The organism is Amycolatopsis sp. NPDC003865 (assembly GCF_053605345.1).
In genome coordinates this window covers 354,806-379,901 of record NZ_JBSGJA010000005.1, presented here as the reverse complement: position 1 = coordinate 379,901, position 25,096 = coordinate 354,806, and the positions used below count along the sequence as shown (strand labels likewise).

The 25,096-nt window shown below is 72.3% G+C and carries 23 protein-coding genes; 19 read left to right on the top strand and 4 right to left on the bottom strand.

Translation table 11 applies throughout. The features are described from left to right. Positions 1–43 precede the first annotated feature (43 nt). From ACWEVP_RS15870 to ACWEVP_RS15840, 7 genes are read left to right on the top strand one after another with little or no spacing between them, the layout of a single operon-like run. Positions 44–5,869: a type I polyketide synthase gene (locus tag ACWEVP_RS15870; protein WP_452063265.1), complete on the top strand. Its 5,826-nt coding sequence runs from the start codon at positions 44–46 to the stop codon at positions 5,867–5,869. A gap of 1 nt (position 5,870) precedes the next feature. After that, entirely contained in the window at positions 5,871–6,323 is a 453-nt protein-coding gene (locus tag ACWEVP_RS15865; protein WP_364466109.1) for an acyl-CoA thioesterase, read from the top strand. A 2-nt stretch (positions 6,324–6,325) separates the two neighbouring features. Then, positions 6,326–6,889 carry a flavin reductase family protein gene (locus tag ACWEVP_RS15860; RefSeq protein WP_452063264.1) on the top strand — a complete coding sequence of 188 codons (564 nt, stop codon included), beginning with the start codon at positions 6,326–6,328 and terminating at the stop codon, positions 6,887–6,889. 13 nt (positions 6,890–6,902) lie between these two features. Then, the gene (locus ACWEVP_RS15855; protein ID WP_452063263.1) at positions 6,903–7,964 is read left to right on the top strand and encodes an NAD-dependent epimerase/dehydratase family protein; all 1,062 of its coding nucleotides are present in this window, start codon (positions 6,903–6,905) and stop codon (positions 7,962–7,964) included. Beyond that, positions 7,961–8,146 carry a DUF6222 family protein gene (locus tag ACWEVP_RS15850; protein ID WP_452063262.1) on the top strand — a complete coding sequence of 62 codons (186 nt, stop codon included), beginning with the start codon at positions 7,961–7,963 and terminating at the stop codon, positions 8,144–8,146. Before ACWEVP_RS15855 ends, ACWEVP_RS15850 begins: the two co-directional genes overlap by 4 nt. Next, on the top strand, positions 8,143–9,852 hold the full coding sequence (locus ACWEVP_RS15845; RefSeq protein ID WP_452063261.1) for an acyl-CoA carboxylase subunit beta: 1,710 nt from the start codon (positions 8,143–8,145) through the stop codon (positions 9,850–9,852). The genes ACWEVP_RS15850 and ACWEVP_RS15845 overlap by 4 nt, the downstream gene beginning before the upstream one ends. Positions 9,853–9,864: 12 nt before the next feature. Beyond that, positions 9,865–10,059: an acyl-CoA carboxylase subunit epsilon gene (locus ACWEVP_RS15840; protein WP_452063260.1), complete on the top strand. Its 195-nt coding sequence runs from the start codon at positions 9,865–9,867 to the stop codon at positions 10,057–10,059. A 597-nt stretch (positions 10,060–10,656) separates the two neighbouring features. On the opposite strand, the gene ACWEVP_RS15835 is transcribed toward ACWEVP_RS15840, so the two are convergent. After that, positions 10,657–10,869 carry a hypothetical protein gene (locus ACWEVP_RS15835; protein ID WP_452063259.1) on the bottom strand — a complete coding sequence of 71 codons (213 nt, stop codon included), beginning with the start codon at positions 10,867–10,869 and terminating at the stop codon, positions 10,657–10,659. A gap of 152 nt (positions 10,870–11,021) precedes the next feature. On the opposite strand from ACWEVP_RS15835, the gene ACWEVP_RS15830 reads away from it, so the two are divergent. The 6 genes from ACWEVP_RS15830 to ACWEVP_RS15805 all read left to right on the top strand — a co-directional run bounded on the left by ACWEVP_RS15830 (position 11,022) and on the right by ACWEVP_RS15805 (position 14,694). Further along, the gene (locus ACWEVP_RS15830) at positions 11,022–11,147 is read left to right on the top strand and encodes a hypothetical protein (RefSeq protein WP_452063258.1); all 126 of its coding nucleotides are present in this window, start codon (positions 11,022–11,024) and stop codon (positions 11,145–11,147) included. 168 nt (positions 11,148–11,315) lie between these two features. Continuing rightward, positions 11,316–11,624, top strand: coding sequence for a DUF6235 family protein (locus tag ACWEVP_RS15825; protein ID WP_452063257.1), 309 nt, complete (start codon positions 11,316–11,318; stop codon positions 11,622–11,624). A 265-nt stretch (positions 11,625–11,889) separates the two neighbouring features. Further along, positions 11,890–12,366, top strand: coding sequence for a DUF6423 family protein (locus ACWEVP_RS15820; protein WP_452063256.1), 477 nt, complete (start codon positions 11,890–11,892; stop codon positions 12,364–12,366). A gap of 19 nt (positions 12,367–12,385) precedes the next feature. Next, entirely contained in the window at positions 12,386–13,714 is a 1,329-nt protein-coding gene (locus ACWEVP_RS15815) for an NAD(P)-binding protein (RefSeq protein ID WP_452063255.1), read from the top strand. Further along, positions 13,707–14,183 (top strand): DUF6187 family protein, encoded by a 477-nt coding sequence (locus tag ACWEVP_RS15810; RefSeq protein WP_452063254.1) that lies wholly within the window; start codon positions 13,707–13,709, stop codon positions 14,181–14,183. The genes ACWEVP_RS15815 and ACWEVP_RS15810 overlap by 8 nt, the downstream gene beginning before the upstream one ends. Next, positions 14,155–14,694 (top strand): carboxymuconolactone decarboxylase family protein, encoded by a 540-nt coding sequence (locus ACWEVP_RS15805; RefSeq protein ID WP_452063253.1) that lies wholly within the window; start codon positions 14,155–14,157, stop codon positions 14,692–14,694. The genes ACWEVP_RS15810 and ACWEVP_RS15805 overlap by 29 nt, the downstream gene beginning before the upstream one ends. Before the next feature lie 67 nt (positions 14,695–14,761). On the opposite strand, the gene ACWEVP_RS15800 is transcribed toward ACWEVP_RS15805, so the two are convergent. Next, positions 14,762–15,196 (bottom strand): SgcJ/EcaC family oxidoreductase, encoded by a 435-nt coding sequence (locus ACWEVP_RS15800; protein WP_452063252.1) that lies wholly within the window; start codon positions 15,194–15,196, stop codon positions 14,762–14,764. A 10-nt stretch (positions 15,197–15,206) separates the two neighbouring features. After that, positions 15,207–16,376: an acyl-CoA dehydrogenase family protein gene (locus ACWEVP_RS15795; protein ID WP_452063251.1), complete on the bottom strand. Its 1,170-nt coding sequence runs from the start codon at positions 16,374–16,376 to the stop codon at positions 15,207–15,209. Positions 16,377–16,576: 200 nt separating this feature from the next. On the opposite strand from ACWEVP_RS15795, the gene ACWEVP_RS15790 reads away from it, so the two are divergent. The 5 genes from ACWEVP_RS15790 (at position 16,577) to ACWEVP_RS15770 (ending at position 22,461) form a co-directional block, all read left to right on the top strand. Then, the gene (locus ACWEVP_RS15790; protein WP_452063250.1) at positions 16,577–17,974 is read left to right on the top strand and encodes an FAD-binding oxidoreductase; all 1,398 of its coding nucleotides are present in this window, start codon (positions 16,577–16,579) and stop codon (positions 17,972–17,974) included. Between the two features lie 78 nt (positions 17,975–18,052). Continuing rightward, a complete protein-coding gene (locus tag ACWEVP_RS15785; protein WP_452063249.1) occupies positions 18,053–18,727 on the top strand; it encodes an aspartate/glutamate racemase family protein in 675 nt (224 codons plus the stop codon). Further along, positions 18,720–20,009 carry an aminotransferase-like domain-containing protein gene (locus tag ACWEVP_RS15780; protein ID WP_452063248.1) on the top strand — a complete coding sequence of 430 codons (1,290 nt, stop codon included), beginning with the start codon at positions 18,720–18,722 and terminating at the stop codon, positions 20,007–20,009. The genes ACWEVP_RS15785 and ACWEVP_RS15780 overlap by 8 nt, the downstream gene beginning before the upstream one ends. Positions 20,010–20,204: 195 nt before the next feature. Beyond that, the gene (locus ACWEVP_RS15775) at positions 20,205–21,047 is read left to right on the top strand and encodes an SCO6745 family protein (RefSeq protein ID WP_452063247.1); all 843 of its coding nucleotides are present in this window, start codon (positions 20,205–20,207) and stop codon (positions 21,045–21,047) included. A gap of 304 nt (positions 21,048–21,351) precedes the next feature. Further along, a complete protein-coding gene (locus tag ACWEVP_RS15770; RefSeq protein ID WP_452063246.1) occupies positions 21,352–22,461 on the top strand; it encodes an acyltransferase family protein in 1,110 nt (369 codons plus the stop codon). A 173-nt stretch (positions 22,462–22,634) separates the two neighbouring features. On the opposite strand, the gene ACWEVP_RS15765 is transcribed toward ACWEVP_RS15770, so the two are convergent. Next, a complete protein-coding gene (locus tag ACWEVP_RS15765; protein WP_452063245.1) occupies positions 22,635–23,675 on the bottom strand; it encodes an NAD(P)-dependent alcohol dehydrogenase in 1,041 nt (346 codons plus the stop codon). A 253-nt stretch (positions 23,676–23,928) separates the two neighbouring features. Between ACWEVP_RS15765 and ACWEVP_RS15760 the strand changes: the two genes are divergently transcribed. Next, on the top strand, positions 23,929–25,008 hold the full coding sequence (locus ACWEVP_RS15760) for a DUF2855 family protein (protein WP_452063244.1): 1,080 nt from the start codon (positions 23,929–23,931) through the stop codon (positions 25,006–25,008). Positions 25,009–25,096 lie beyond the last annotated feature (88 nt).

Sequence of the window (25,096 nt, the reverse complement as noted above, 5' to 3'; positions counted from 1 at the left end):
TTCCGGTGATACGGGGCTCGAGAGCCAGTGGGAGTGCGGTGGCATGAGCGTAGAGCGGATTTCGATCGTCGGTATCGGTCTCCGGTACCCCGATGCGAGTTCTCCGGAGGAGCTCTGGGAAAACGTGCTGGCCGGGCGCCGGGCGTTCCGCAGGCTGCCGGACGAGCGGATGAACCGGGCGGACTACTACTCGCCCGACCCGAAGGCGCCGGACCGCTTCTACGCGCAGAAGGCGGCCGTGCTGCGGGACTACGAGTTCGACCGGGTCGCGCACAAGGTCGCCGGCAGCACGTTCCGGGCGACCGACACGACGCACTGGCTCGCTCTCGACGTCGCCGCCGCGGCCCTCGCCGACGCCGGCTTCGGCGAGGGTGAGGGTGCCCCGAGGCAGAACACCGGTGTCGTCATCGGCAACAGCCTCACCGGCGAGTTCTCCCGCGCCAACATCATGCGGCTGCGCTGGCCGTACGTGCGCCGCACGGTCGCGGCCGCGCTGACCGCCCGCGGGTGGGAGGACGAGGAGACCGCGAACTTCCTGCGGGAACTGGAAGTCCAGTACAAGGAGCCGTTCCCCGAGATCAACGAGGACACCCTCGCCGGCGGCCTGGCCAACACCATCGCCGGCCGCGTCTGCAACCACTTCGACTTCGCCGGCGGCGGCTACACCGTCGACGGCGCCTGCTCGTCGTCGCTGCTGTCGGTGGTGACCGCGGCCAACGCGCTCGCCCAGGGCGACCTCGACCTCGCCATCGCCGGCGGTGTCGACCTCTCGATCGACCCGTTCGAGGTGATCGGCTTCGCGAAGACCGGCGCGCTGGCCAAGCGCGAGATGAAGGTCTACGACGCCGACTCCAACGGCTTCTGGCCCGGCGAGGGCTCGGGCATGCTGGTCCTGATGCGCGAGAGCGACGCGCTGGAGCAGGGCAAGCGGATCTACGCGTCGATCGGTGGCTGGGGCGTCTCCTCCGACGGCAAGGGCGGCATCACCCGGCCCGAGGCCGCCGGGCACCGGCTCGCCCTCAAGCGCGCCTACGACCGCGCCGGCTACGGCGTCGAGACCGTCTCCTACTTCGAGGGCCACGGCACCGGCACCGCGCTGGGCGACGCCACCGAGATCGAGGCGCTGTCCACCGCCCGCCGCGACGCCGACCCGCTGGCCAAGCCGGCCGCGCTGTCGACGATCAAGGGCAACATCGGGCACACGAAGGCCGCGGCCGGGGTCGCCGGCCTGATCAAGGCGACGCTGGCGGTGTACCACCAGGTCATCCCGCCGGCCACCGGGCACTACGAGCCGCACGAGTCGCTCACCGGGTCCTCCGCGCGGATGTACGTCCCGCGTGACCCGGCGCTCTGGCCCACCGACCAGCCGGTCCGCGCCGGTGTCTCGGCGATGGGCTTCGGCGGGATCAACTCCCACGTCACCGTCACCGAGGCACCGACGGCGGCCCGCCGCCGCGAGCTCGACGAGCGGGCCCGCGCCCTGACGGCCGGCCGGCAGGACGCCGAACTGCTGCTGTTCGACGCCGACGACGTCGCGACCCTGCGCGGGAACATCGCCGCGACGCTGGAAGTCGTGCCGAAGCTTTCGTTCGCCGAGCTGACCGACCTCGCGGGAACGCTGGCGAAGGACCTCTCGGGCAAGCCGGTGCGCGCCGCGGTCGTCGCGGCCAACCCGGAGCACGCCGAGCGGAAGCTGACGAAGCTGCTGGAGCAGCTGGAGTCCGGGGACTCGGTCTTCGACCCGGCCGACGGCATCTTCGCGAGCAGCCGCGGGTCCGCGCCGAAGATCGGCTACCTGTTCCCCGGCCAGGGGTCCGGGCGGGGCGGGGAAAGCGCCCTGCGCCGCCGGTTCGCCGTGGCCGAGGAGATCTACCGCGCCGCGGCCCTGCCGGTCGCCGGCGACCAGGTCGCCACCGAGGTCGCCCAGCCGCGGATCGTCACCGGTTCGCTGGCCGCCCTGCGGGTGCTGCGGTCGTTCGGCATCGAGGCGTCGTCGGCCACCGGGCACAGCCTCGGTGAGCTGACCGCCCTGCACTGGGGCGGCGCGCTCGACGAGCGCGGCCTGCTCGCGCTGGCCAAGGTCCGCGGCAAGGTGATGGCTTCGACGACCGGCGACGGCACCGGCGCGATGGCGGGCATCGCCGCCTCGCCCGGCCGGGTCGAGGAGCTCGGCCTGGGCGACGACGTGGTCATCGCCGGGTACAACGCGCCCGAGCAGACCGTGATCTCCGGGCCCGCCGAGGCGATCGACAAGATCGTCGCGCGGGCCAAGGCCCAGGGCGTCGGCGCGACCCGGATCAAGGTCTCGCACGCCTTCCACTCGCCGGCCGTCGAGCCGGCCGCGAACGCCATGACCGAGCGGCTGGGCGAGTTCACCTTCGCCCGGCTCGAGCGGCCGGTGGTGTCCACGGTCAGCGGGGACGTGCTGCACACCGCCGAGAACCTGCCCGAGCTGCTGCGCGACCAGATCGTGCTGCCGGTTCGCTTCCGCGAGGCCGCCGCCAAGGTGGCCGAGCGCAGCGACCTGGTGGTCGAGGTCGGCCCCGGCCGGGTGCTGACCGGGCTGTTCGAGGAGATCGCGCCGGAGACGCCGGTGCTGGCGATCGACACGGACAACGCGTCGCTGCAGGCCCTGCTGCGCGTGGTCGGCGCGGCGTTCGCGCTCGGCGCGCCGGTCTCGGTGGCGGCCCTGTTCGAGGGCCGCGTCGTGCGCGCCCTGCCCGCCGACGGTGAGTTCAGCTTCCTCGCCAGCCCGTGTGAGGCCGCGCCCTCGATCGACAGCGAGCTGGCCGCCGAGCTGGCCGCGGAGAAGGCCCAGGCCGCCGAGGCCGACGCCGGCACCGCCGATGCCGACTCCGGCTCGACGCTGGACCTGCTGCGCAAGCTCGCCGCCGAGCGCGTCGAGCTGCCCCTGGAAGCCGTCACCGCCGACACCCACCCGCTCGACGACCTGCACCTGTCGTCGATCACGGTCGGGCAGCTGGTCAACGACGTCACCCGGGCGCTGGGCCGGCCCGCGCTGGAGGGCATGCCGAACTTCGCGACGGTGTGCCTCGGTGAGCTCGCCGAGATGATCGACGAGCTGGCGCAGACGGCGAAGCCGGCCGACACCAAGTCCGGCGAAGCCCCGGGTGTCGGGCCGTGGGTCCGGCCGTTCGCGGTCGAGTACGTGCCCGCGCCGCGGCCTTCGGCGGACCTGACGCCGGGAACCGGCCGCGCCGAATGGCAGGTCTTCTCGACGCCGCGGCACCCGCTGGCCGAACCGCTGCGGGCCGCGCTCGCCGCGTCCGGTGCCGGTGACGGCGTGCTGCTCTGCCTGCCGGCGGACTGCGACTCCAGCCACGTCGGCCTGTTCCTCGACGCCGGCCGCGCGGTCATGGCCGCCCCCAACGGCACGCGCTTCGTGGTCGTGCACCACGGCTACGGCGCCGCCGGCCTGGCCCGCACGCTGCGGCTCGAGGACCCCTCGGCGAAGACGACGATCATCGACTTCGCCGACCCGGCACCGTCCGATGTGGACGCGATCGCCGAAGCCGTGCACACGGTGGTGGCCGAGGTCGCCGCGACCACGGACTTCACCGAAGCCCGCTACGGCGCCGACGGCGGCCGCACGGTGCCGCGGCTGTCCGCGCTGGCCGCGCCGAAGCCCGGCCCGATCCGCGACTCGCTGGACCCGACCGACGTCCTGCTCGTCACCGGTGGCGGCAAGGGCATCACCGCCGAAAGCGCGCTGGCGCTGGCCAAGGACTCCGGCGCCAAGCTGGCCCTGCTCGGCCGGTCGGACCCGGAGTCCGACACCGAGCTGGCGGAGAACCTCGACCGCATGGAGGCGGCGGGCATCCGCTACCGCTACGAGCGCGCCGACGTCACCAGCGCCCCGCAGGTCGCCGAGGCGATCGCCCGGGCCGAGGCCGAGCTCGGCCCGGTCACGGCGATCCTCCACGGCGCGGGCCGCAACGAGCCGGCCGCCCTCTTCAGCCTGACCGAGGACACCTTCCGCAAGACCCTCGCCCCGAAGATCGGCGGGCTCAACGCGGTGCTCGCCGCGGTCGACCAGGACCGCATCAAGCTCCTGGTCACCTTCGGCAGCATCATCGGCCGGGCGGGCCTGCGCGGTGAAGCGCACTACGCCACGGCGAACGACTGGATGACCGAGCTGACCCTGCGCTTCGGCCAGGAGCACCCGAAGGCGCGGGCGATCGCGCTGGAGTGGTCGGTCTGGTCGGGCACCGGCATGGGCGAGAAGCTCGGCGTGGTCAGCGCCCTGATGCGCGACGGCATCACGCCGATCCCGACCGAGGACGGCATCACCATCCTCCGCCAGGTGCTGGCCGACCCGGCCGCGCCGCCGGTGCTGGTGGTCTGCGGCCGCACGTCGGGCCTGGCCACGCTGCCGATCCAGAAGCGGGAGCTGCCGCTGACCCGGTTCGTCGACCGCGCGGTCGTGCACTACCCGGGCGTCGAGCTGATCACCGAGGCCGACCTGTCCGACGGGGCCGACCCGTACCTGACCGACCACCTGCTCGACGGGCAGCTGCTGTTCCCGGCGGTGCTCGGCATGGAGGCCATGACGCAGGCCGCGTCGGCGACGCTGGACCGCGTCGGCACCCCGGTGCTCTCCGACGTCGAGTTCCTCCGGCCGATCATCGTCTCGCCGGGCGGGTCGACCACGGTCCGGCTGGCCACGCTGGCCCGCGACGCGGACACCGTGGACGTCGTCATCCGCAGTGACGAGACCGGCTTCAGCGCCGACCACTTCCGGGCGCGGCTGAGCTTCGCACGGCCGGCGGAACTCGGCGAGCGGGCCGCCCGCGACGTCGCGCTGCCGCCGGTCCCGGTGGAGCCGATCAGCGAGCTGTACGGCTCGGTCCTGTTCCAGGGCAAGCGGTTCCAGCGCGTGCTCGGCTACCGGCGGGCGAGCGCCCGGCACGCGGTCGCCGAGATCGCGACCACCGCCGACCACCAGTGGTTCGCCCCGTTCCTCCCGCAGGAGCGGCTGCTGGCCGACCCCGGCACGCGGGACGCGATGATGCACGCGATCCAATGCTGCGTCCCGGACGCGACGCTGCTGCCGCAGGGCATCGAGAAGCTGTACCTGGCCGAACCGGGCCGTCAGCACGACGAGTACGTGCTGCTGGACGCGAAGGAACGCTCCCAGGACGGCGACAGCTACGTCTACGACCTCGACGTGCGCAACCCGGACGGGACGCTGGTCGAGCGCTGGGAAGGCCTGAAGCTGCGCGCGGTCCGCAAGCGCGACGGCGCGGGGCCGTGGGTCCCCGCGATGCTCGGGTCCTATGTGGAGCGTGCCTGCGAACGGCTGCTCGGCGGGACGCGGGCGGTGGTGCTGGAACCGGACCCGGCGGGCCGCCCGGCGGAGGGCATCGCCGAACGGAGGGCGCAGACCGCGCTCGCCGCGGGCCGCGCGCTCGACCGGCCGGTCGAGGTCCGCTACCGTCCCGACGGCAAGCCGGAGTGCGACGGCGTGCAGGTGAACGCGTCGCACACCTCGGAGCTGACCCTGGTGGTCGCCGGCGCCGACCAGGTCGCCTGCGACATCGAGACGGCGATCGAACGCACCGACGAGGACTGGGCCGGGCTGCTGGGCGAAGAGCTCCTCGCCCTCGGCCGGCTGCTGGCCGCGGACACCGGCGAACCGATCAGCGTGGCCAACACGCGGGTCTGGAGCGCGCTGGAGTGCGTCCGCAAGACCGGCTCGATGACCCAGGCGCTCACCGTGCGCCAGGTCGACGCCGACGGGTGGGCGCTGCTCGCCTCGGGCGGCGCGCGGATCGCCACCTGGGCGACCACCGTCAACGACCGGACCGATCCGATCGTCTTCGCCGTGCTGCACGCAGAGGGGAACTGAGATGGCCGACTACTACGAGATCCGTCACACGGTCGGCTTCGAAGAGACCAACCTGGTGGGCAACGTCTACTACGTGAACTACGTGCGCTGGCAGGGCCGGTGCCGCGAGATGTTCCTCAAGGAGAAGGCCCCGGCGGTGCTCGAAGAGGTCCGGCACGACCTCAAGCTGTTCACCCTCAAGGTGGAGTGCGAGTTCTTCGCCGAGATCACCGCGTTCGACGAGCTGTCCATCCGGCTGCGGCTGGAGGAGCTCACCTCGACGCAGATCCAGTTCGCGTTCGACTACGTCCACCTCACCCCCGAGGGCGACGAGCGGCTGGTGGCCAGGGGACGGCAGCGGATCGCCTGCATGCGCGGGCCCAACACGGCCACCGTGCCGTCCCGGGTTCCCGAGCAGCTGCGCGAAGCGCTGGTGCCCTACTGGACGGCCGCGGTCAACGGCAAGGGAGTCTGACAGTGGCCCACGAATCGGAGCCTCCCGTGCTGAAGCGGCTGCCGAGGTCCTCGACGCGCCGCGTCCTCTCGCCGCAGCCGGGACTGCGGCAGGTGATGGCGCAGTTCGCCACCGGCGTGACGGTGCTGACGGCGGGCGGGGAGGACGCGCACGGCATGACCGCGAACGCGTTCTCGTCCGTCTCGCTGGAACCGCCGATGGTGCTGTGCTGCGTGTCCAAGGCGGCCCGGATGCACACCGCGATCGTCAACGCCGGCTCGTTCGGGGTGAACATCCTCGCGGCGGACCAGCAGGACACGTCGAAGTACTTCGCCGACTGGCGCCGTCCCGACGGGATGGCCCAGTTCGAAGCCGTCGGCTACACGGCGGGCGGCAAGACCGGCGCCCCGCTGCTGAACGGGGCGCTGGCCTGGCTGGAGTGCGAGCTGGCGCAGGTGCTGGAAGGCGGTGACCACTCGATCTTCCTGGGCCGGGTGGTCGCCACGAGCCGCGGCACGGGGGAGCACGCCCTCGTCTTCTACGGCGGCTCCTACCACCACGTCGACGGGAAGGCCCGCGCGGCCTGAGGGAGGGAACGCCATGCTGATCGCGGTCACGGGCGGCACCGGTTTCCTCGGTGCCCACACGGTCGCGGCGCTGCTGCGGCGGGGGCACCGGGTCCGGCTGCTCGCGCGTGACCCGGTCGGCCTGGCCCGGCCCGGCGTCGAGGTCGTCGGCGGCGACGTCACCGACGTCGTGGCGGTCCGGCGGCTGGTCGCCGGGGCGGACGCGGTGCTGCACGCCGCCGGCGTCTACACCTTCGACAGCCGGCGTCGCGACGAGCTGTGGCGGGTGAACGTCCGCGGCACCGAGGTGGTGCTGGCCGCCGCGCGCCGGGCGGGCACCGGGCGGATCGTGCACGTGTCGACGGTCGGGGCGCTGTACCCGGCGACCGCGCCGTCGATCGGGGCGTCGAGCCCGGTCGGGGAGTCGCGGGAGCCCTACCTGGCGTCGAAGGCGGCGGCGGAGCGGATCGCGCGGCAGCACCGGTCGGTGGGCGCGCCGGTCGTCGTCACGTACCCGCCGGCGCTGCTCGGGCCGGACGACCCGCGCCTGGGCGACCAGAACGCGCGGCTGCGCGACGTCCTGCGCGGGCTGACGCCGATCTGGCCGGGCGGCGGGCTGCCGATCGGGGACGTCCGCGACTCGGCGGAGCTGCACGCGCGGATCCTCGACGGTTCGGTGTCCGGCGCCGCGTTCTTCGGGCCGGGCCACTTCTTGACGACGCGCGAATACCTGGCGGCCGTCCGGGCGGCGACCGGGCGCGCCCTGCCGGCGGTGGTCCTGCCGGCGCGGGCGCTGTACCCGGTGGGGCGCCTGGCCGACCGGCTGCAGCGGGTGTGGCCGCGGGCGCTGCCGGTGCAGTACGGCGCGATCCACGTCTGCGCGACGGCGGTGCCGGTCGGCGCGGACGCGCCCGGCGGCGGGGTTCCGGCGCGGCCGGTGCTCGAAACCGTGCGCGACACGGTGGCCTGGCTGCACGCCACCGGGCGGATCTCCGGCGGGCGAGCCGGCCGCGCTTTGTCCACAGTGGACGTCAAGCGTCCAGTTCTCACCGGCCCCGGACCCGGGGCCGTCCAGACCGAGGAGGTCCTGCCATGACCACCAGCGACGCCGGGCACGCGGACACCGGTGACCGGGGGCACGTGACGGTCCCGGCCGCCGCGGCGGCCGCGGACGCCGTGATCCGCCCGATGCCCCGGCTGGGCCGCGGCATCGTGTGGTCCGACATCGTCGCCGAGATCGAGCGGGACCACCGGGCCCGGATGAGGGATGCCGCGTGAGCGGAAGCCAGGAGTCCGGTGCGGCGCGGGCGGACGACGCGGAGGTGGTGCCGGTCCCCGACGGGGTCCGGCGCCGCCGCCTCGGCCGTCCGGCGCCGTCCGGGGACGCGCAGGTCATCGAGCTGGCCCGCGCCGCCGACCTGGCCCGGCCGGCGCCGCCCGACATGCCGCTGCTGCGCCGGCGCCGCGAGGAGCTGCGCGCGCACATCCACGAAGGCAAGCTCGACGCCGTCCGGCGCCAGCACTCGCTGGGCAAGCTGACCGCGCGCGAACGGCTCGCCCTGCTGCTCGACGACGACTCCTTCACCGAGATCGAGCCCTACCGGCGCCACCAGGCGAGCGGGCCGGGCCTCGCGGGCAACCGCCCGCACACCGACGGCGTCGTCGCCGGCTCCGGCACGATCGACGGCCGCCGGGTGTTCGTCTACGCCCAGGACTTCACGCTCTTCGGCGGTTCGCTCGGCGAGGCGCACGCGGCGAAGATCCACAAGGTGCTCGACCTCGCGGTGGCCAACGGCGCGCCGGTGATCGGGCTCAACGACAGCGGCGGCGCCCGGATCCAGGAGGGCGTCCTCGCGCTCAACGGCTACGGCGGCATCTTCCGCCGCCAGGTCGAGGCGTCCGGGGTGATCCCGCAGATCAGCGTCATCCTCGGCCCGTGCGCGGGTGGTGCGGCGTACTCGCCCGCGTTGGCGGACTTCACGTTCATGGTGCGCGACACCGCGCGGATGTACCTGACCGGACCCGACGTCGTCGAGGCCGTGACCGGCCGGCGCGTCACGCACGAGGAGCTCGGCGGCGCGGACGTCCACGGCGGCGCGTCGGGCGTGGCGACGGTGGTGCACGACGACGAGGAGAGCTGCCTCGCCGACGTCCGGTACCTGGTGTCGCTGCTGCCGTCGAACTACCTCGACCGGCCGCCGTCGGCCAGCCCGACGAGCGCGGCGGACGACTACCGGCCGCGGCTGGCCGAGCTGGTCCCGGTGGAGCCGAACCAGCCGTACGACATGCGCGACGTCTTCGCCGAGGTGGCCGACGACGGCGAGTTCTTCGAGCTGCACGAAGGCTGGGCGCGCAACGTTTTGTGCGCGCTGGCGCGGATCGACGGCCACGTGGTGGGCCTGGTCGGCAACCAGCCGGTGGTGTTCGCCGGCGTGCTCGACGGGCCGGCGTCCCAGAAGGCGGCGCGGTTCGTGCGGTTCTGCGACGCGTTCGGCATCCCGCTGGTGAGCCTGGTGGACGTGCCGGGTTTCCTGCCGGGGGTGGAGCAGGAGCGCGGCGGCATCATCCGCCAGGGAGCGCAGCTGCTGCACGCGTACTGCGAGGCGACGGTGCCGCGGATCCAGGTGATCCTGCGCAAGGCCTACGGCGGCGCGTACATCGTGATGGACTCGCGGTCGATCGGGTGTGACCTGTCCTTGGCGTGGCCGACGAACCAGATCGCGGTGATGGGCGCGGAGGGTGCGGTGAACGTGCTGTACCGCCGCGACCTGGCGGCCTCGTCCGATCCGGCGGCGTTGCGCGCGAAGCTGGTCGCGGAGTACACGGAGGAGTACTTGAACCCGCAGTACGCGGCGGAGCGGGGCTTGGTGGACGACATCATCGACCCGGCGGAGACCCGCGCGGCGGTGGCGAGGGGGCTGGCGATGCTGCGCGACAAGCGCAAGCCGGCCCCGGCGCGCAAGCACGGCAACCTGCCGATCTGAGGGAGGACCGGGATGTCCGCGATCCGCGTGGTGCGGGGAGAGCCGGACGACGGCGAGCTGGCGGCGCTGGTGGCGGTGCTCGAGGCGCTCGCGCGGGCGCGCCCGGCCGAGGTGGCGAAGCGGTCGGCGTGGGCGGACCCGGCCCGGAGGGCAAGGGAGCCGCGAGCGGCGGCGGACGCTTGGCGGCTGTCGGGTCTGCCGCGCTGAACCGGGCCGGGTGAGCGCTGGCTCCTGGGTCGGCCCGCGCCTCGGGCCCCGCGGCTGGGGACCTCGGACTTCGGGCCTTGCGTCTCGGGCTTCGCGCGCTTTGGGCCGCGGGGCTGGGGTTTCGGGTCGCGCGCCTTCGGCTTTGGGCCTCGGGTGTCGGGTGTCGGGTCTTGCGCTTCGGGCTTGGGCCTCGCGCTCTGGCCGCGCACCTCGCGCCTGGGGCCGCGCGCCTCGGCCTCGGGCCTCGCGCGGCGTTCAGGCTCGCCGCCGAGCGCCCCAAGGCACATTGGTTGCGTCTCGCGCACCGAAGGCCGCCTTGGGGCGCTTGCCGACTCGGCCGAGGAACAACCGTGCGGGTGAGCCGGGGCGCGCCCGCGGCGCCCATAGGTGGCCTTCCGCCGCCCGGCTTCGCTGCCGCCGGTCCCGGTGGGTGGTCTCCGGTCGCCCGGCTTCGCTGCCGCCGCTCTCGGTGGGTGGTCTCCGGTCGCCCGCCTTCGCTGCCACCTGTCCCGGCGGGTGGCCGCCGCCCGCCCGGCTTCGCTACCGCCGTGCCCGGTGGATGGCTTCAGGTCCCCCGCCGCTGCCGGCGTGCCGCGGTCAGGCCACCCGGCCCTGCAACCGGCGCGCCGCGGCGCGCTCGCGGCTCGGTGAATGCGTTGTGTGGCCCGGGTGCACCGCCACGTACCTCACCACGCCGTCCGAGAACGCCTCCACCTCCGTGCGCTCGCCCGACCTGAACTCCGCTCCGCACACCGCGCACGTGCGCTGCCGGTCGGCCGCGCCGCCGAGGGGCTTCCGTTCCTCCGCCATGCGTCGCACCTCGCCTTCGAGTCACTCCCAGTGCACCCCTCCCACCCCTGTCCCGACCACTCAAAAGCTGCGCACGTCAGCGGATCCCATCCGATCCTCGACCCCGGGGGCGCATGGTGGATCCACATCCCCGACACACGCGGAGGAACGCCATGACAGCAGCAGCGATCCCGGCCGACGACTGGACCCCGCCACCCGCCGAGGAACCCCGCGGGCTCCGGCTCGTGGAGGCGCCCGAACCGGCCGAAGAAGACCACATCGTGCTCGGCTACAACTGAGCGGCGCGGGCTCCGGCGCCGGACACGGACGGTGCCGGAGCGCACGCTCGGAGATGAGCACCCCGTCGCCCGGCCAGGAGAATCGAAGCTGTTCGGGCCGGAGTGTCACCGCCGCACGGTGGCCCATGCGTCACGGCGATCTGCGACGTTCGGTTGGGAGGCCGGCGGATGGCAATGCGCCTCCAGCTCACGGCGGGCCTCGAGGTTCTCGAAAGCTGGGCCGAGACGGCGTCGCAGGCGGAGCGGAACGTCGTCTACGAAGCCTTGTTCGCCGTCGGCGACGGCTCCGCCTTCATCGTCTACGATATTTTCGCCGATCCCGGCGATCCCGGTAATTTCCTCATCATGGTGAAATCGGGACTGGTTATCAAAGTAATGGTGCAACGCGCCGATTCCGCTTTCGAAATCCGCTATGTCGGAGCGGTCGAAGACGGGGTCAACGCCGCCGAACCCCAAGAGACGTCGAGCCCGGAGTAGTCGTTCCTCCGCGCGCGCTGGGCCGAACGGACCAATTCCGGCCCGCAGCCGGGTGTTGACATTTGCACTGACCGGACCCCGCCCAGTGCGCTCGTCGGACGTGTATTCCTCACCTTGACAGCGTATCTTGCCATGTGAAAGCCTTTGTATGTTCGCTGGTCAGGCCACTATTTCTGGGGTGGGTTACGTAGGAGGCTGCACCATGTCTTCACCCGAATTGCCAGGACTCGACGTCTCCGGTCGCGTGCGCGCCAGGGATGTGCAGATGACCGGGACCGCCGACGTCGGCCGCCGGGTTCTCATGATCACCGGCGCCATCGACACCACCGACCACGACGTCTCGGTGAGCGTGAACCTCCCCGAGCCCGGCCGCTGGCAGGTCATCAAGGCCGAGACCAACCTGACCGACCAGACGTGGGTCGCGATGCAGGCCGTCATGGACGAGGACTCCACGTTCCTCGACGACGAAATGCTGATGTCGCCGCAGTTCTCGAAGAGCTTCATGACGCCCGACGCGCGCCGCCTCACCTTCTACGAAGGCGAAGTCCGCCCGGGCGAGACGGTCCTGAAGACGTACTCGATGGAGACGAGCGGCCGCAAGCCGACCTACTTCTACTCGCGCTACAGCCCGATCGCCACCGACAGCGCCGAGCAGTCCCAGCAGACGCTGGACGAGCTGGTCACCAACGGGATGAGCCAGCGGCCGGTGGTGGAGCTGATCGTCCCCGTCACGGTGCTCTGAGCCGGCGGCGGGGCGAGCAGTGATCACGTTCGTACCGGAGCCGCACCTGCTCGACTCTCCTCGTGGCCGCGCCTGGCCGCGTCCTCCCGCGCCACCTTCCCCGGCGCGGGGGGACTCGCCGGCGCCCGCCGCGGACGTCGTGGTCGTCGGGGCCGGCCCGGCGGGGCTCGCGGTCGCCTCCGCTCTGTGGCACCACGGCGTGACCGACGTCGTCGTCGTGGACCGCACCGGGCGGCCGTGCGGGCGGTTCTTCGGCCGGATCGACCAGCTGGGCCAGCGCGTGCTGCGCTCGCCCTACGAGCACCACCCCGGCGTCGAGGGCTTCCGCGACTGCGAACTGCTCGACTTCGCGCGGCTGCACTGGGGCCGGCTGACCCCCGCCGAGCGCGGCGAGATCCGGATGTCGCAGTCCGGGCACCGGTCGGTCGTCCCCGTCGACGTCTTCGAGGCCTACTGCGCGCACCTGGTCACCACCCACCACGTGGGGGAGAAGACCTGGCAGGCGACCGTGCGCGCGGTCGTGCCCGCGCCCGAAGCCGTCGCCGTGCACACCGACCGCTTCTCCGTCGCCGCCCGGCACGTCGTGCTGTGCCCGGGCGAGGAACGCCGCCCGGCCCCGGAAACGTGGTGGGGCGGGGGCCATCCGCCGCGCGGAGTGTCCTTTTGGGACGAATCGGTGCCGTCGGGCGCGCGCTGCCAGGTGGTCGTCGGCGCCGGGCTCACCGCGGCGCACCTGATCACCGGCGCGCTCGAAGCCGGGCGCGAGGTGCACTGGGTGGTCCGCGAGACCGGCGAGCGCTACCAGTGCGCGGACGTCAACTCGACCTTCTTCCGGCCGGAGGGCCGCAAGCGCTTCGACGGCGTCGGCTGGGCCGAGCGGCTCGAGCTGATGGGCCGGTTCCGGCGCGCGTCGATCATGTTCGAGTTCCGGCCGCTGCTCGAGCGCGCCGAAGCCGAAGGACGGCTGGTCGTGCACCGCGGCGAAGCCGTCAAGGAGATCACGACCGCCGTCGGCGGGAGCGTGGTGCTGCGGCTGGAGAGCGGGCGGCGGGTCGTGGGCGACCACGTCGTGCTCGCGCTCGGCACCACGCCGTCGATCGGCACCGGCCTGCTGCCCGACGAGGTCGTCGACGCCCGCGACGGCTGGCCGTCGCTGGACGAGCGGACGTTGTCCTACCGCCGCGAGCCGCGGGTGTCGGTGGTCGGGGCCGCGGCCGGGATGGTGCTGGGCCCGGCCGCTCGCAACATCGACGGCCACCGCGTCGCGACCACGCGGGTCGCCGCGGCGATCGCGGCGCAGCTGCGCAGCGGCGTCGCCGAGCCGGCCGAGGCGGTCGTCGGTGTCTGAGGCGGCCCCACGACACGATTCGCGGTTCGCGCTCCCGGACGTCGACGCCCCCGGCACCACCGAGGCCGGGATCATCCTGCTCGGCCTGGACGCCGACCGGCTGCTCGCCGGCCTCGCGCTCGCCCGGCTCGGCGACGACCCGGCCCTGGTCACCCAGGTGGTCGACCAGGCCCGGCACGGCTCGGCCGGGTTCGGCCTCGGCGGGCTCCTGGAGTCCGGGCGCGAGCACTGGCTGGCCCTGCGCGACCGGCTCGGCGAGCCGCCGTCGACCTCGTCGCCGGGCTCGCTGCGGCGGGAGTGGGAGCGCCGGCAGGACCTGGTCGCCGCGGCGGTGCCCGGCGCCGGCGCGGGGACGATCGCCTACCTGACCGCCTGCGCGCTGCGCGGCGTCGAGATCGACCAGCTCGCCGCCGGGCTGGCGGACGGAAAGGAACCCTTCGATGTCGTACCTGAGGTCCCTGCCGGCTGAGACCACGCTGCTGCAGGTGTTCCAGGCCAACCCGGATCCGGCGCGGCACCTGCTGGACCTCCACGAGGTGCTGATGCGCGGCGAGTCGCCGTTCTCGGCGGGGGAGCGCGAGCTGATCGCGGCGTACGTGTCGGGGGTCAACAGCTGCCGCTACTGCCACGGCATCCACACGATCACCGCGGAGGCGTTCGGGGTGCCCGAGGGGCTGCTGGCGGCCGCGGTCGCGGACCTGGACTCGGCGCCGGTCGACGACAAGCTCCGGCCCGTGCTGGCCTACGTCGGCAAGCTGACCCGCACCCCGTCCCGGATGACCGAGGACGACGCCGAAGCCGTGTTCGCCGCCGGCTGGGACGAGCGGGCGCTGCACGACGCGGTGCTGGTGTGCGCGCTGTTCAACTTCATGAACCGGATGGTGGAAGGGCTGGGCATCCGCGCGGACGAGGCGTACGCGACGACGTCCGGGCTGCGGTTGAAGGAAGGCGGCTACGCGGGCCTGGCCGCCTTGCTGTGAGTCCCTTCGTGAGCAGGAAGGAACCCGGGCCGCCAGGAGCGGCCCGGGTTCTTCCGGCAGGACCGGATCAGACGGTGCCCGGCTTCGGCAGCTGCTGCTTGGCCGGGGTGTTCTGGTAGGACGCCAGGTGCCAGGCGCCGTCCCGCTTCACGACGGTCCAGGAGGCCCGGATCGACTGGGAGTCCGCGACCTCGGTCTCGCCGGGGCCGAGGACGCCGCCCTGGGTGATGAGCACCCCGGAGTCCGCGGTGAAGAAGCGGATCTCGATCGGCCGCCCGGTGACCTGGGTGCCCTTGTAGTTGCCCTCGAACGACTCCTTCAGGAACGCGCGGATCTCTTCGCGGCCCTTCTTGAAGATGCCGGGCAGGATCATCGTGCCGTCTTCGGTGAAGACGCCGGCGAACCCGTCGGCGTCGCCGTAGGCCCACGCGGCGATGACCTTCTGGGTGAGCGCCGCGATCGCGGCCTGGTCGGCGGCGGTGCCGCTTTCGGTCGTGGTCATGGGAGTCTCCCTAGATGTAGAGCGTGTTGGGCTCAAGACCGCACAGCACCCGGCCGTACAGCTCGGTGTTGGTGTTGGGGTGCATCAGCGCGTGGAGGTTGACCGCGGCGATGTCGCGGGCGATCCGCTGGATCGGGATGCCGTGGTAGATCGAGGAACCGCCGGAGGCTGCGGCCAGGATGTCGATGGACTCCTTGGCCAGCCGGACCACCGCGCCGAGGTCGGCCCGCGCGATCGCGCGCTCGTCCAGCTTCCACGGGGTGCCGTCGGCGGTCTTCGTGTCGACCAAAGTGGACAGCCGGTGCGCGTGGAACTGGGCCTCGTCCATCTTCATCGCCGCCTCGGCCACCTGGTGGTGCGTGATCGGGGCCTCGCGCTGCGATTCGTAAGCGGTGTAGGTGATCTTGCGGTCCGGCAGCCGCTTGAGGAAGCTGTCCTGAGCGGACTTCGCCATGCCCACCAGCGTGCCGACCGACGACGCCGAGGCGATCGGGAGCAGCGGCGCCCGGTAGATCGAGCCGGCCGGGCCGCCCTGCCCTTCCAGGACCGCGGGCAGCGGGAGCACGCGCTCGGCCGGGATGAAGACGTCCTGCGCGACCGTCGACACGCTGCCGGTGCCGCGCAGGCCCGCGGTGTCCCAGTCGTCCACGACCAGCAGGTCCGACAACGGGACCAGCGCCATGATCGGGTACGGCTCGCTCTCGGGCGGGACGAGGATCGCGATGATCTCCTGCCACTGCGCGTGCAGCGCCCCGCTGATGAACCCCCACTTGCCGTTCACCACGACGCCGCCGTCGACCGGCGCGGCCATCGCGGACGGGCTGAGCGTGCCGCACACGCGGACGTCCGGGGTCGAGAACACCTCGTCCTGCACCGCTTCCGGGAAGTGGCAGGCCATCCAGGTGGGGATCCAGTACACCGAAGCCACCCAGGAGGTCGAGCCGTCGGCGCGGCCGATCTCGGTCGCGACGTCGACGAGCGTCCGGGTGTCGGCCTCGAAACCGCCGTACCGCTTCGGGCGGCGCAGCTTGAACACCCCGGCCTCGGCGAGCGCCTCGATGGACTCGTCGTGCACCCGCCGGTTCTGCTCGGACCAGTTCGCGTGCTTCTTCAGTACGGGAGCCAGTTCGGCCACGCGGCGAACCAGTTCCTCCCGCGTCGGAACATCGGTGCTCGACACCTTGACCTCCTAGATTGTCGACCGGCCCAGCTTGCAGCGGCGCGACGGAAAACGCGTCTTCCTGCTTGCCGGAGCCCGCACGAGGATCGGCGGCCGTGGTGGGAAGGTTAGTCAGCGAGGTGACCGGGCAGGTCCTCGCGAATGCGGTTTTCGCGCGGGCGGTCTGGAGTCCTGCCCGGCGCGCGGTTACGTTTGCTCCCATGGGATCTCCGATCGACGACCTGCTGGCGGTCCTGCCGGCCGACCGCGTGCTCACCGATTCCGGCGTGCTGGCCGCCCACTGCCGTGACGAGGCCGACCTGTGCGACGCGGGCACGCCCCTCGCCGTCCTGCGCCCGAAGAGCACCGCCGAAGTCGCCGCGGTCGTGCGGGTCGCCGCCGCCCACCGCGTGCCGGTCGTCCCGCAGGGCGCGCGCACCGGGCTGACCGGCGCGGCCAACGCCGTCGACGGCGCCCTCGTCGTTTCGCTGGCCGGGTTGAACCGGATCCTCGAAATCGACGCGGGTGAGCGGATCGCGGTCGTGCAACCGGGGGTGGTCAACGCGGAACTGCGCCGGGCGGCGGCGAAGGAAGGGCTCGCCTACCCGCCGGACCCCGGCTCCTGGGAGTCCTCGACGATCGGCGGCAACGTCTCGACCGACGCGGGCGGCATGTGCTGCGTCAAGTACGGCGTCACCGGCGACTACGTGCTCGGCATGGAGGTCGTGCTGGCCGACGGGGAGGTCCTGCGCTGTGGCCGCCGGACCGTGAAGGGGGTCGCGGGCTACGACCTGACCGGTCTGTTCGTCGGGTCGGAGGGCACGCTCGGGATCATCACCGAGATCACCGTCCGGCTCCGCCCGGCGCCCGCGGAGACCCGGACCGTGGTCGCGGTGTACCCGACGGTGCCGGCGGCCGGGCGGGTGGTGTCCTCGATCGTCGCCGCCGGCCTCGTGCCGAGCATGGTCGAGCTGCTGGACCGCACGCACCTGCGGGCGATCGAGGCGTACCGGCCGATGGGCCTGGACACCGAGGCCGCGGCCATGGTGCTGATCGCGACGGACACCGGCACCGGGACCGACCTCGAGGCGATCGCCGAGTGCTGCCGGACGGCCGGTGCCAGTGAGCTGTACGTCGCCGAGGACGCGCTCGAGGCCGAGGCGTTGACCAGCGCGCGCCGCCTGGCTCACCCGGCGATGGAACACCTCGCGCAGCGGGCGTTTCCCGGCGGCCGCGGCGGTCTGATCGTGGACGACGTGGCGGTGCCGAGGGCGCGGGTCGCCGATCTCCTCGCCGGTGTCGGGGAGATCTCCGCCCGGCACGGCGTGCTCGTGGGGGTAGTCGGCCACGCCGGCGACGGGAACCTGCACCCGGTCATCGTGGTGGACCGGGCCAGCCAGTCCAGTATGGACAGTGGCAGGCTGGTGTTCGACGAGATCATGCGGCTGGGCCTTTCGCTGGGCGGCACCTGCACCGGCGAGCACGGCGTCGGCCTGCTCAAACGGGACTGGCTCGCGCGTGAGGTCGGCCCGGTCGGGATGGGGGTCCACCGAGCGGTGAAGGCGGCCCTCGACCCGCACGGGATCTTCAACCCCGGCAAGGTGATCGCGCTCGGCTGAGCGCACACCGCAGGAAGGCAGCCACCGTTTCCGGCTGCGACCATGGGCGGAGAGAACGCTTGCGGAAACGGAGACGCGATGGTGGTGGACGAGCAGACGCCCGCGGTGGCGGTGATCGCCGGCACGCCCTACGACTCGGGCCTCGGCGCCGAACTGCTGAGGGCCAGGGGGCTGGCGACGGCCCCGTACGCCATGGCGGGTTCGCCGGACGAGCAGGACTCCCTGCAGTACCGGGACCCCGGCGCGCTGACGGCGGCGTTCCACGCTCGTCTGCACGACCTGCACGCCCGGGGGACCGAGCTGGCGATGCTGTTCTGCAATTCGCTGTCCGCCGTGGTGTACCACGATGCCGCGGCACTGCCGGTGGTCTCGCCCGTCACCGTGTACCGGGAAGTGTTCCCGGCGCTGCGCTCGTCGCTGGTGATCACCGGCAACGCGCAGGCCGTCGTCGGTGTCGAGCGGACCGCCTGGGAGGTCAGCCCGGGCCACCGGATGCTCGGCGTGTCCGATCCCGGCCTGGTCCGCGCGATCGAGAGCGGTGATCCGGAAGCGGCTTTCAGCTCCTCGCACCTGCCCGCGACCCTGCGCCTGGCGGAGCGCCTCGACCTCGACGCCGTGGTACTGGCCTGCACGCACTTCACCAGCGTCCAGCCGCTGATCGCCGCCGCCTGCGGCCTGCCCGTCATCGACGTCGGCGCCCGGCTCGTGGAGCTGGCGGCGCTGACCGCCACCGGATCGGAGATCCATGGTTGAGCTGTCCCGCGCCGACCTGCACGTTTCGGTGTCCGATCCGGTCGCGACCTCGATGAACTTCCTCAACGAGATCGCCGGCCGGTACCCGGACGCGATCTCGCTGGCCGCCGGCCGCCCGTACGACGGGTTCTACTCGACCGAGGACGTGCAGCGGTACTTCGGGTCCTATGTGGACCACTTGCGCGCCGGCGGGCTCTCCGAGGAGCGGGTACGCGGCCTGCTGTTCCAGTACGGGCGGACCAACGGCCAGCTCGGCACGTTGATCGCCACGATGCTCGAGCAGGACGAGGGAATCGTCGTGCCCCCGGATTCGGTGATGGTCACGGCGGGTTGCCAGGAAGCCATGCTCATCGCGTTGCGGGCGCTGTGCACCGGCCCGGACGACGTCGTCCTCGCGGTGGAGCCCTGCTACGTCGGGCTGACCGGCGCGGCCCGGATCCTCGGCGTGGAAGTGGTGCCGGTGCCGGAATCGCCCGCCGGGGTCGGCCCGGAGACCGTCGCCGAGGTGGCGCGCGAGGTCCGCGCCGCAGGCAAGCGCCCCCGCGCGCTCTACCTCGTGCCGAACTTCTCCAACCCCTCGGGCGTCTCGCTGCCGGTGACGACCCGCCGCCGGCTGCTCGAGGTCGCGGACGAGCAGGACCTGCTGCTGCTCGAAGACGACCCGTACGGCCTCTTCGGTCTGGACGACGAGCCGCGCCCGGCCCTGAAGTCGCTCGACACCGGGCACCGCGTGATCTACCTGGGATCGTTCGCTAAGTCGTGTTTCCCCGGTGCCCGCGTCGGCTTCCTCGTCGCCGACCAGACCGTGGTCGACGCGGAGGGCCGGCGCACGCTGCTCGCCGAAGAGATGTCGGCGGTCAAGAGCATGGTCACCGTGAACACCTCGCCGATCTCCCAGGCCGTCATCGGCGGCGTCCTGGTCGAATCGGCCTGCAGCCTGCGCGCCGCCAACCGGGACAAGGTCGAGTTCTACCGGGACAACCTGCGCACCATGCTCGCGGCGCTGGAGAAGCATTTCGCGCCTTCCGGACGCGGCGAAGGCGCCGTGCGCTGGAACGTGCCGCGCGGTGGGTTCTTCGCGGTCGTCGACCTGCCGTTCGAGGCCGACGAGAAACTGCTCGAGCTCTCCGCGGAGCAATTCGGCGTCCTGTGGACACCCATGCGGTTCTTCTACTCCGACGGCGGCACCCACGCGGTCCGGCTGTCCTGCAGCTACCTGAAGCCGGAGCAGATCGCGGAAGGCGTGCACCGGCTGTCCCGGCTGGTCGCGGCGAACGCCTGAGCGGGGTCTCGCGCCCAGCGGGCCCGGAGGCGGTCGGTGGCGCACGTCCGCCTTCTTCCTGCGTGCCTTTTTTCGCGACCCCGCCGTTCGAGCGATATCGGTTCCGGTAAAAGGAATCGGACGTCCGAACGCCTCGTCCGGGAGCCGAACCGGCTGCCTTGTCGACGGCAGGTGATCGGAGTAATGATGTCCACCATGACCAAAACCGCCCGTCGCATGTTCGAGCTGCTGGAGCCGATCTGCCTGGCCACTTTCCTGGCTGCCGAATGCAGCGAGGAACTGGCCGCGCTCGGCCACCGCACCTACTGGGACGGCTACTTCGCCAGCCGCGCCGCGCCGTTGGGGCGGGTGCCGGCGCAGGTCGTGCATGCGGCCTTCTACGGCTTCACCGCGGCGGAGGCCGCGCGGCACATCCCGAGCGCGTGGGAGACGATCCCGCCCGAGGCGTCCCTCGCCGCGCGGGAGCGGGGCAGCGTGGCCTCCCTGCGACGCATCCTCGGCGACGAGCTGGCCGGCTCTCCGGGCCTGGTGCGCGCCGCCGACCTGACGGCCAAGGCCGCGACGAGCGCGCCCACCGAAGGCCGCGTGATGTACGCCGCGATGCGAGCGCTCCCGGTGCCGGACGACCCGGTCGCCCGGCTGTGGCACTGCGCGACCATGCTGCGCGAGCACCGCGGTGACGGGCACGTCGCCGCGCTCGTCGGCGCGCGCATCGGCGGCACGGAGGCCCACGTGCTCAGCGCGCTGGCGCAGGGCGTCCACCCGCCGGAGTCGTTCGGGCGCATCCACCACCTGCCGAAGAAGAAGCTGGCCGCGGTCATGGCCGGGTTGCGCGAGCGCGGGCTCGTCGACGCCGGCGGCCGGTTCACCGACGCCGGCCGCGAGACCCGGCGACGCGTCGAAACCCTCACCGACGAACTGGCCGCCGCGCCCTACGACGCCCTCTCCGCCGCCGAGCTCGACGAGCTGATCGCCGAGCTCGAACCCATCACCGCGAAGCTGGTGGCCGGGGGGTTGCCGGTGCCGGACAACGACTGACCGCTCCGGTGCGCGGAAACGGCGAACCCGCCCCGCGTTGGCGGGCTTGCCGTTTCCGCCGGGCAACCGGCCGGTCCTTTGTTCACGTCCCATTCCGGCGTATCACACACCGCGCCGTCACGGGTACCGTGCGTTGGCATTTCTGGAAGGCGTCGGCATGCCTCCGACCGTGCGAAACTCCTGAAGCTGCCCCATCACGAAAGCAGGAACAGGGAGTAGGACAATGTCGCACGAAGCAATTCAACCTCGCTCGGGGCCGGCTCCGACGCGAAATCTGACCCCGCGTTTACCGTCACTCACCGGATTGCGGTTCGTCGCCGCCGCGATGGTTTTCGCCTTCCACGCGCAGGCGATGAACCCGTACGCCTCGAAGAGCGCTCAGGCCGTCACGAAAGCGCTGTTCGGTGTCGGCGGGTTCAGCGGGGTCACCTTCTTCTTCGTCCTCAGCGGCTTCGTCCTGACCTGCGCCGCGCGGCCACGGGACACCACTCCGCGGTTCTGGCGGAGAAGGTTCTTCAAGATCTACCCCAACCACCTGCTCACCTTCGTGGCCTCGATCTTCTTGCTGACGGTGATCACCGGCCAGGGCGCCCGCGTCTCGGACGGGGTGCTGAACCTGCTGCTGCTGCAGAGCTGGAGCACCACCCTCGACGTCCGCATCAGCATCAACCCGGTCGCCTGGTCGCTGTCCTGCGAGCTGCTGTTCTACCTCCTCTTCCCGTTCATCATCAAGCTGGTCAACAAGGTCCGGCCGGAGCGGCTGTGGCTCTGGACGATCGTCTCGGCCGCCTCGGTGCTGGCTCTCCCGGTCGTCGCCGGGGTACTGCCGGCCGGCCCGATGCTTCCGTACGGGTTCAGCGACCTGCAGCTGTACTACGTCTTCCACTGCCCGGCGGGGCAGCTGCTGACGTTCGTCTTCGGGATGTTCCTGGCCAAGGTCGTGCTCGCCGGGCGGCGGCTCCCCCTGAAGCTCGGCGGCGCGGTCGCGCTGACCATCGCCGTCTACTTCATCACCCCGATGTTCGGGCCGCTCTTCCAGTTCGGCTCGCTCATGGCGATTCCGCTCGGCCTGCTCGTCGCCGCCGCCGCGGTCGCCGACCTCGACCGGGTGCCGACGTTCCTCGGCAGCAGGCTGATGGTCTGGCTGGGCAACATCTCGTTCGCCTTCTACCTGTGGCACTACACGATCATCGTCGCCGGCCACCAGTGGCTGGGGCAGGGCGGGAACTGGAGCACGCTGACCTCGGCCGCCGTGGAGGTCCTGCTGTTCGCGGTGTCCCTGGTGGTGGCCTGGGCGACGTTCAAGTTCTTCGAAGAGCCCATCATGAAGCGGTTCGCCTCGCCGCGCCGCACGCTCGGCCCGGCCACGGTGACGACCGTCCCGGCCGGCGACCAGGCCGACCGGGCCGCCTGATTCCCGGTAGGCGAGAGGGCCTCCGGGTCCGGTGTGGATCGCGACATCCGCACCGGACCCGGGGGCCCTCGCGGTTTGCGCCGACGCACTCCTGACTCCGTGCACCGGCCACGGCAAAGCGGCCTGCCGCTGGAGGCAGGCCGCTTTGCGGACCCGGGGGCCGGGAACCGGAATCAGGAAAGGGCGGCGGTGTCGATGACGAAGCGGTAGCGGACGTCGGAGGCCAGGACGCGCTCGTAGGCGTCGTTGATCCCCTCGGGCGTGATGACCTCGACGTCCGCGGTGATGCCGTGGGCGGCGCAGAAGTCGAGCATTTCCTGCGTTTCGGCGATACCGCCGAACAGCGAGCCGGCGACGGTCTTGCGGCCCATGATGAGGGAGAAGGCCGGCAGTACCAGCGGTTCGGCGGGGATGCCGACGTTGACCAGGGTGCCGCCCGGCGCCAGCAGGGACAGCAGCGTCGGCAGGTCGGGCGGCGCGGTCACGGTGCTGATCAGGAGGTCGAACCGGCCGGCGAGCCCGGCCAGCGCGGCGGCGTCGCCGGTCGCGTGGAACTCGGTCGCGCCGAGTCGCAGGCCGTCCTCGAGCTTCTTCAAGGTCTGGGAAAGCACGGTGACCTCGGCGCCCATCGCGACGGCGAGCTTGACGCCGACGTGGCCGAGACCGCCCAGCCCGAGCACGGCGACCTTCTTGCCGGGGCCGGCGCCGTAGCGGCGCAGCGGCGAATACATGGTGACACCGGCGCAGAGCAGCGGCGCGGCACCGGCCGGGTCGAGTCCTTCCGGGACGCGCAGGACGAAGTTCTGGCCGACGACGATCTTCCCGGAGTAGCCGCCCTGGGTGACGGTACCGTCGGCGTCGGTGCCGGCGTAGGTGCCGACCATGCCCGCGCAGTCTTGCTCCTGGCCGGCCTCGCAGCTCGCGCACTCCCCGCAGGAGCGGACCATGCAGCCGACCCCGACCCGGTCCCCGGGTGAGAACCGCGACACCTCGGCGCCGACGGCGGTGACGGTCCCGACGATCTCGTGGCCGGGCACGAGCGGGTACGGCTGCGGCCCCCACTCGCCGCGCACGTGGTGGATGTCGGTGTGGCAGATCCCGCAGTACGCCACGTCGATCAGCACGTCGTGCGGCCCGACCGCGCGCCGTGTGATCGTCGCGGGCCCGAGCGGGGCACCCTCGGCAGGTGCGGCAAAAGCGTCAGTGGTGAACAAGGCTCGGCACTCTCCTCACGGGGCTCGCGAAACCAGCGGCCCCATCGAGTCAACCAGCGTGGCCCCGGCGGCTGCTTATCCCGCATTGCCGAATCCGCGACGGGAAGCCCGTCCGCCGGAGGACGGCCGCAACGAGGAAGTTGCCGCGGTGGCGGGCCGCGGTGAGGCTGTCAGCGTGACCGCTCAAGGTCTACCCCCTTCGTGCGGATCCGACAGCCGGCGAAGGTTGAACTACTAACGCGAAGGGGGCGTAGTGCCCACGCGAGAAAACTGGGAAGTGCTGGTCCGGCGGGACGATTTCGCCGCGAGCGAGATCCGTGTCCCGGTCCTGGCCGAGCTGGAGCCCGGCGAGGTCCGGCTCGAAGTCGAGCGGTTCGGCCTCACCGCCAACAACGTCAGTTACGCGAAATTCGGTGCCGGGAACATGATCGCGTTCTGGAACGCCTTCCCCGCGCCGCCGGAGTTCGGCCGCGTGCCGGTCTGGGGCTTCGTGCGCGTCGCGGAATCGCGCCACGACGGCGTCGCGGTCGGCAGCCGCTACTTCGGCTACCTGCCGATGGCGAGCCACCACACCGTGCGGGCGGAAGTCACGCCGCGGGGTCTGCTCGACACCTCGCCGGAGCGGGCCTTCCTGCACCCGTGGTACCTGACCTTCCAGAGCGTCGGCGAACCGGACGAGCTGGACGACTTCCGCGCCCTGATGCGGCCGGTGTTCCCGGCTTCGTTCACCCTCGCCGACCTCGTCGAACGACAGGCCGCCCAGGGCGCGAAGTCGCTGATCGTCACCAGCGCCTCCTGCAAGACGGCGATCGGCCTGGTCGACGAGCTGCGGGCGCGGCAGGTCGGGATCACGACCGTGGGCATCACCTCCGAGGGCAGGAAGGCGTTCGTCGAAAACCTGGACGTCTACGGCGAAGTCGCCACCTACGACGCCTTCGAGTCGGCCACCGTCACGGCGCCGGCCGTCCTCGTCGACTTCACCGGCTCGGCCAAGGTGCTGCACGCGGTGTACCGGCAGTTCGCGCCGTCGCTGACCCAGGGCGTCCTCATCGGGTTCAACCACCCGGAGCCGGGTGAGCAGGCCCCGGCCGGGCTGCCCGACCCGCAGCCGGAGCTCTTCTTCACGCCGATGGTCGAAGACCACACCATCGGCGAGGAGGGCGCGGACGCGTACTACGCCCGCTACCACGAAGCGGAAACGCGGTACCTGCGGAACATGGCGTCCTGGCTCACGATCGCGCACGGGCACGGACCCGTCGAAGTGGTGGAGGCGTTCCGCGCGCTGGCGGACGGAACCCAGGCTCCGGAAGTGGGCCGCGTTCTGCTGCCTTGACCCGGCGGGAAAACCGGCGGCGCCCCACGGGGTGCCGCCGGTTTTCTCGTTGTACCGCAGCATCCGAGACGCCGCCGGCGCGGACGGC

Coding starts and splice junctions, on each gene's coding strand:
- ACWEVP_RS15790 (WP_452063250.1), top strand. CDS start 16,577: ATGGGATCTCCGATCGACGACCTGCTGGCGGTCCTGCCGGCCGACCGC.
- ACWEVP_RS15800 (WP_452063252.1), bottom strand. CDS start 15,196: ATGACCACGACCGAAAGCGGCACCGCCGCCGACCAGGCCGCGATCGCG.
- ACWEVP_RS15825 (WP_452063257.1), top strand. CDS start 11,316: ATGGCAATGCGCCTCCAGCTCACGGCGGGCCTCGAGGTTCTCGAAAGC.
- ACWEVP_RS15865 (WP_364466109.1), top strand. CDS start 5,871: ATGGCCGACTACTACGAGATCCGTCACACGGTCGGCTTCGAAGAGACC.
- ACWEVP_RS15785 (WP_452063249.1), top strand. CDS start 18,053: ATGGTGGTGGACGAGCAGACGCCCGCGGTGGCGGTGATCGCCGGCACG.
- ACWEVP_RS15830 (WP_452063258.1), top strand. CDS start 11,022: ATGACAGCAGCAGCGATCCCGGCCGACGACTGGACCCCGCCACCCGCC.
- ACWEVP_RS15780 (WP_452063248.1), top strand. CDS start 18,720: ATGGTTGAGCTGTCCCGCGCCGACCTGCACGTTTCGGTGTCCGATCCG.
- ACWEVP_RS15835 (WP_452063259.1), bottom strand. CDS start 10,869: ATGGCGGAGGAACGGAAGCCCCTCGGCGGCGCGGCCGACCGGCAGCGC.
- ACWEVP_RS15775 (WP_452063247.1), top strand. CDS start 20,205: ATGACCAAAACCGCCCGTCGCATGTTCGAGCTGCTGGAGCCGATCTGC.
- ACWEVP_RS15855 (WP_452063263.1), top strand. CDS start 6,903: ATGCTGATCGCGGTCACGGGCGGCACCGGTTTCCTCGGTGCCCACACG.
- ACWEVP_RS15805 (WP_452063253.1), top strand. CDS start 14,155: ATGTCGTACCTGAGGTCCCTGCCGGCTGAGACCACGCTGCTGCAGGTG.
- ACWEVP_RS15850 (WP_452063262.1), top strand. CDS start 7,961: ATGACCACCAGCGACGCCGGGCACGCGGACACCGGTGACCGGGGGCAC.
- ACWEVP_RS15820 (WP_452063256.1), top strand. CDS start 11,890: ATGACCGGGACCGCCGACGTCGGCCGCCGGGTTCTCATGATCACCGGC.
- ACWEVP_RS15870 (WP_452063265.1), top strand. CDS start 44: ATGAGCGTAGAGCGGATTTCGATCGTCGGTATCGGTCTCCGGTACCCC.
- ACWEVP_RS15840 (WP_452063260.1), top strand. CDS start 9,865: ATGTCCGCGATCCGCGTGGTGCGGGGAGAGCCGGACGACGGCGAGCTG.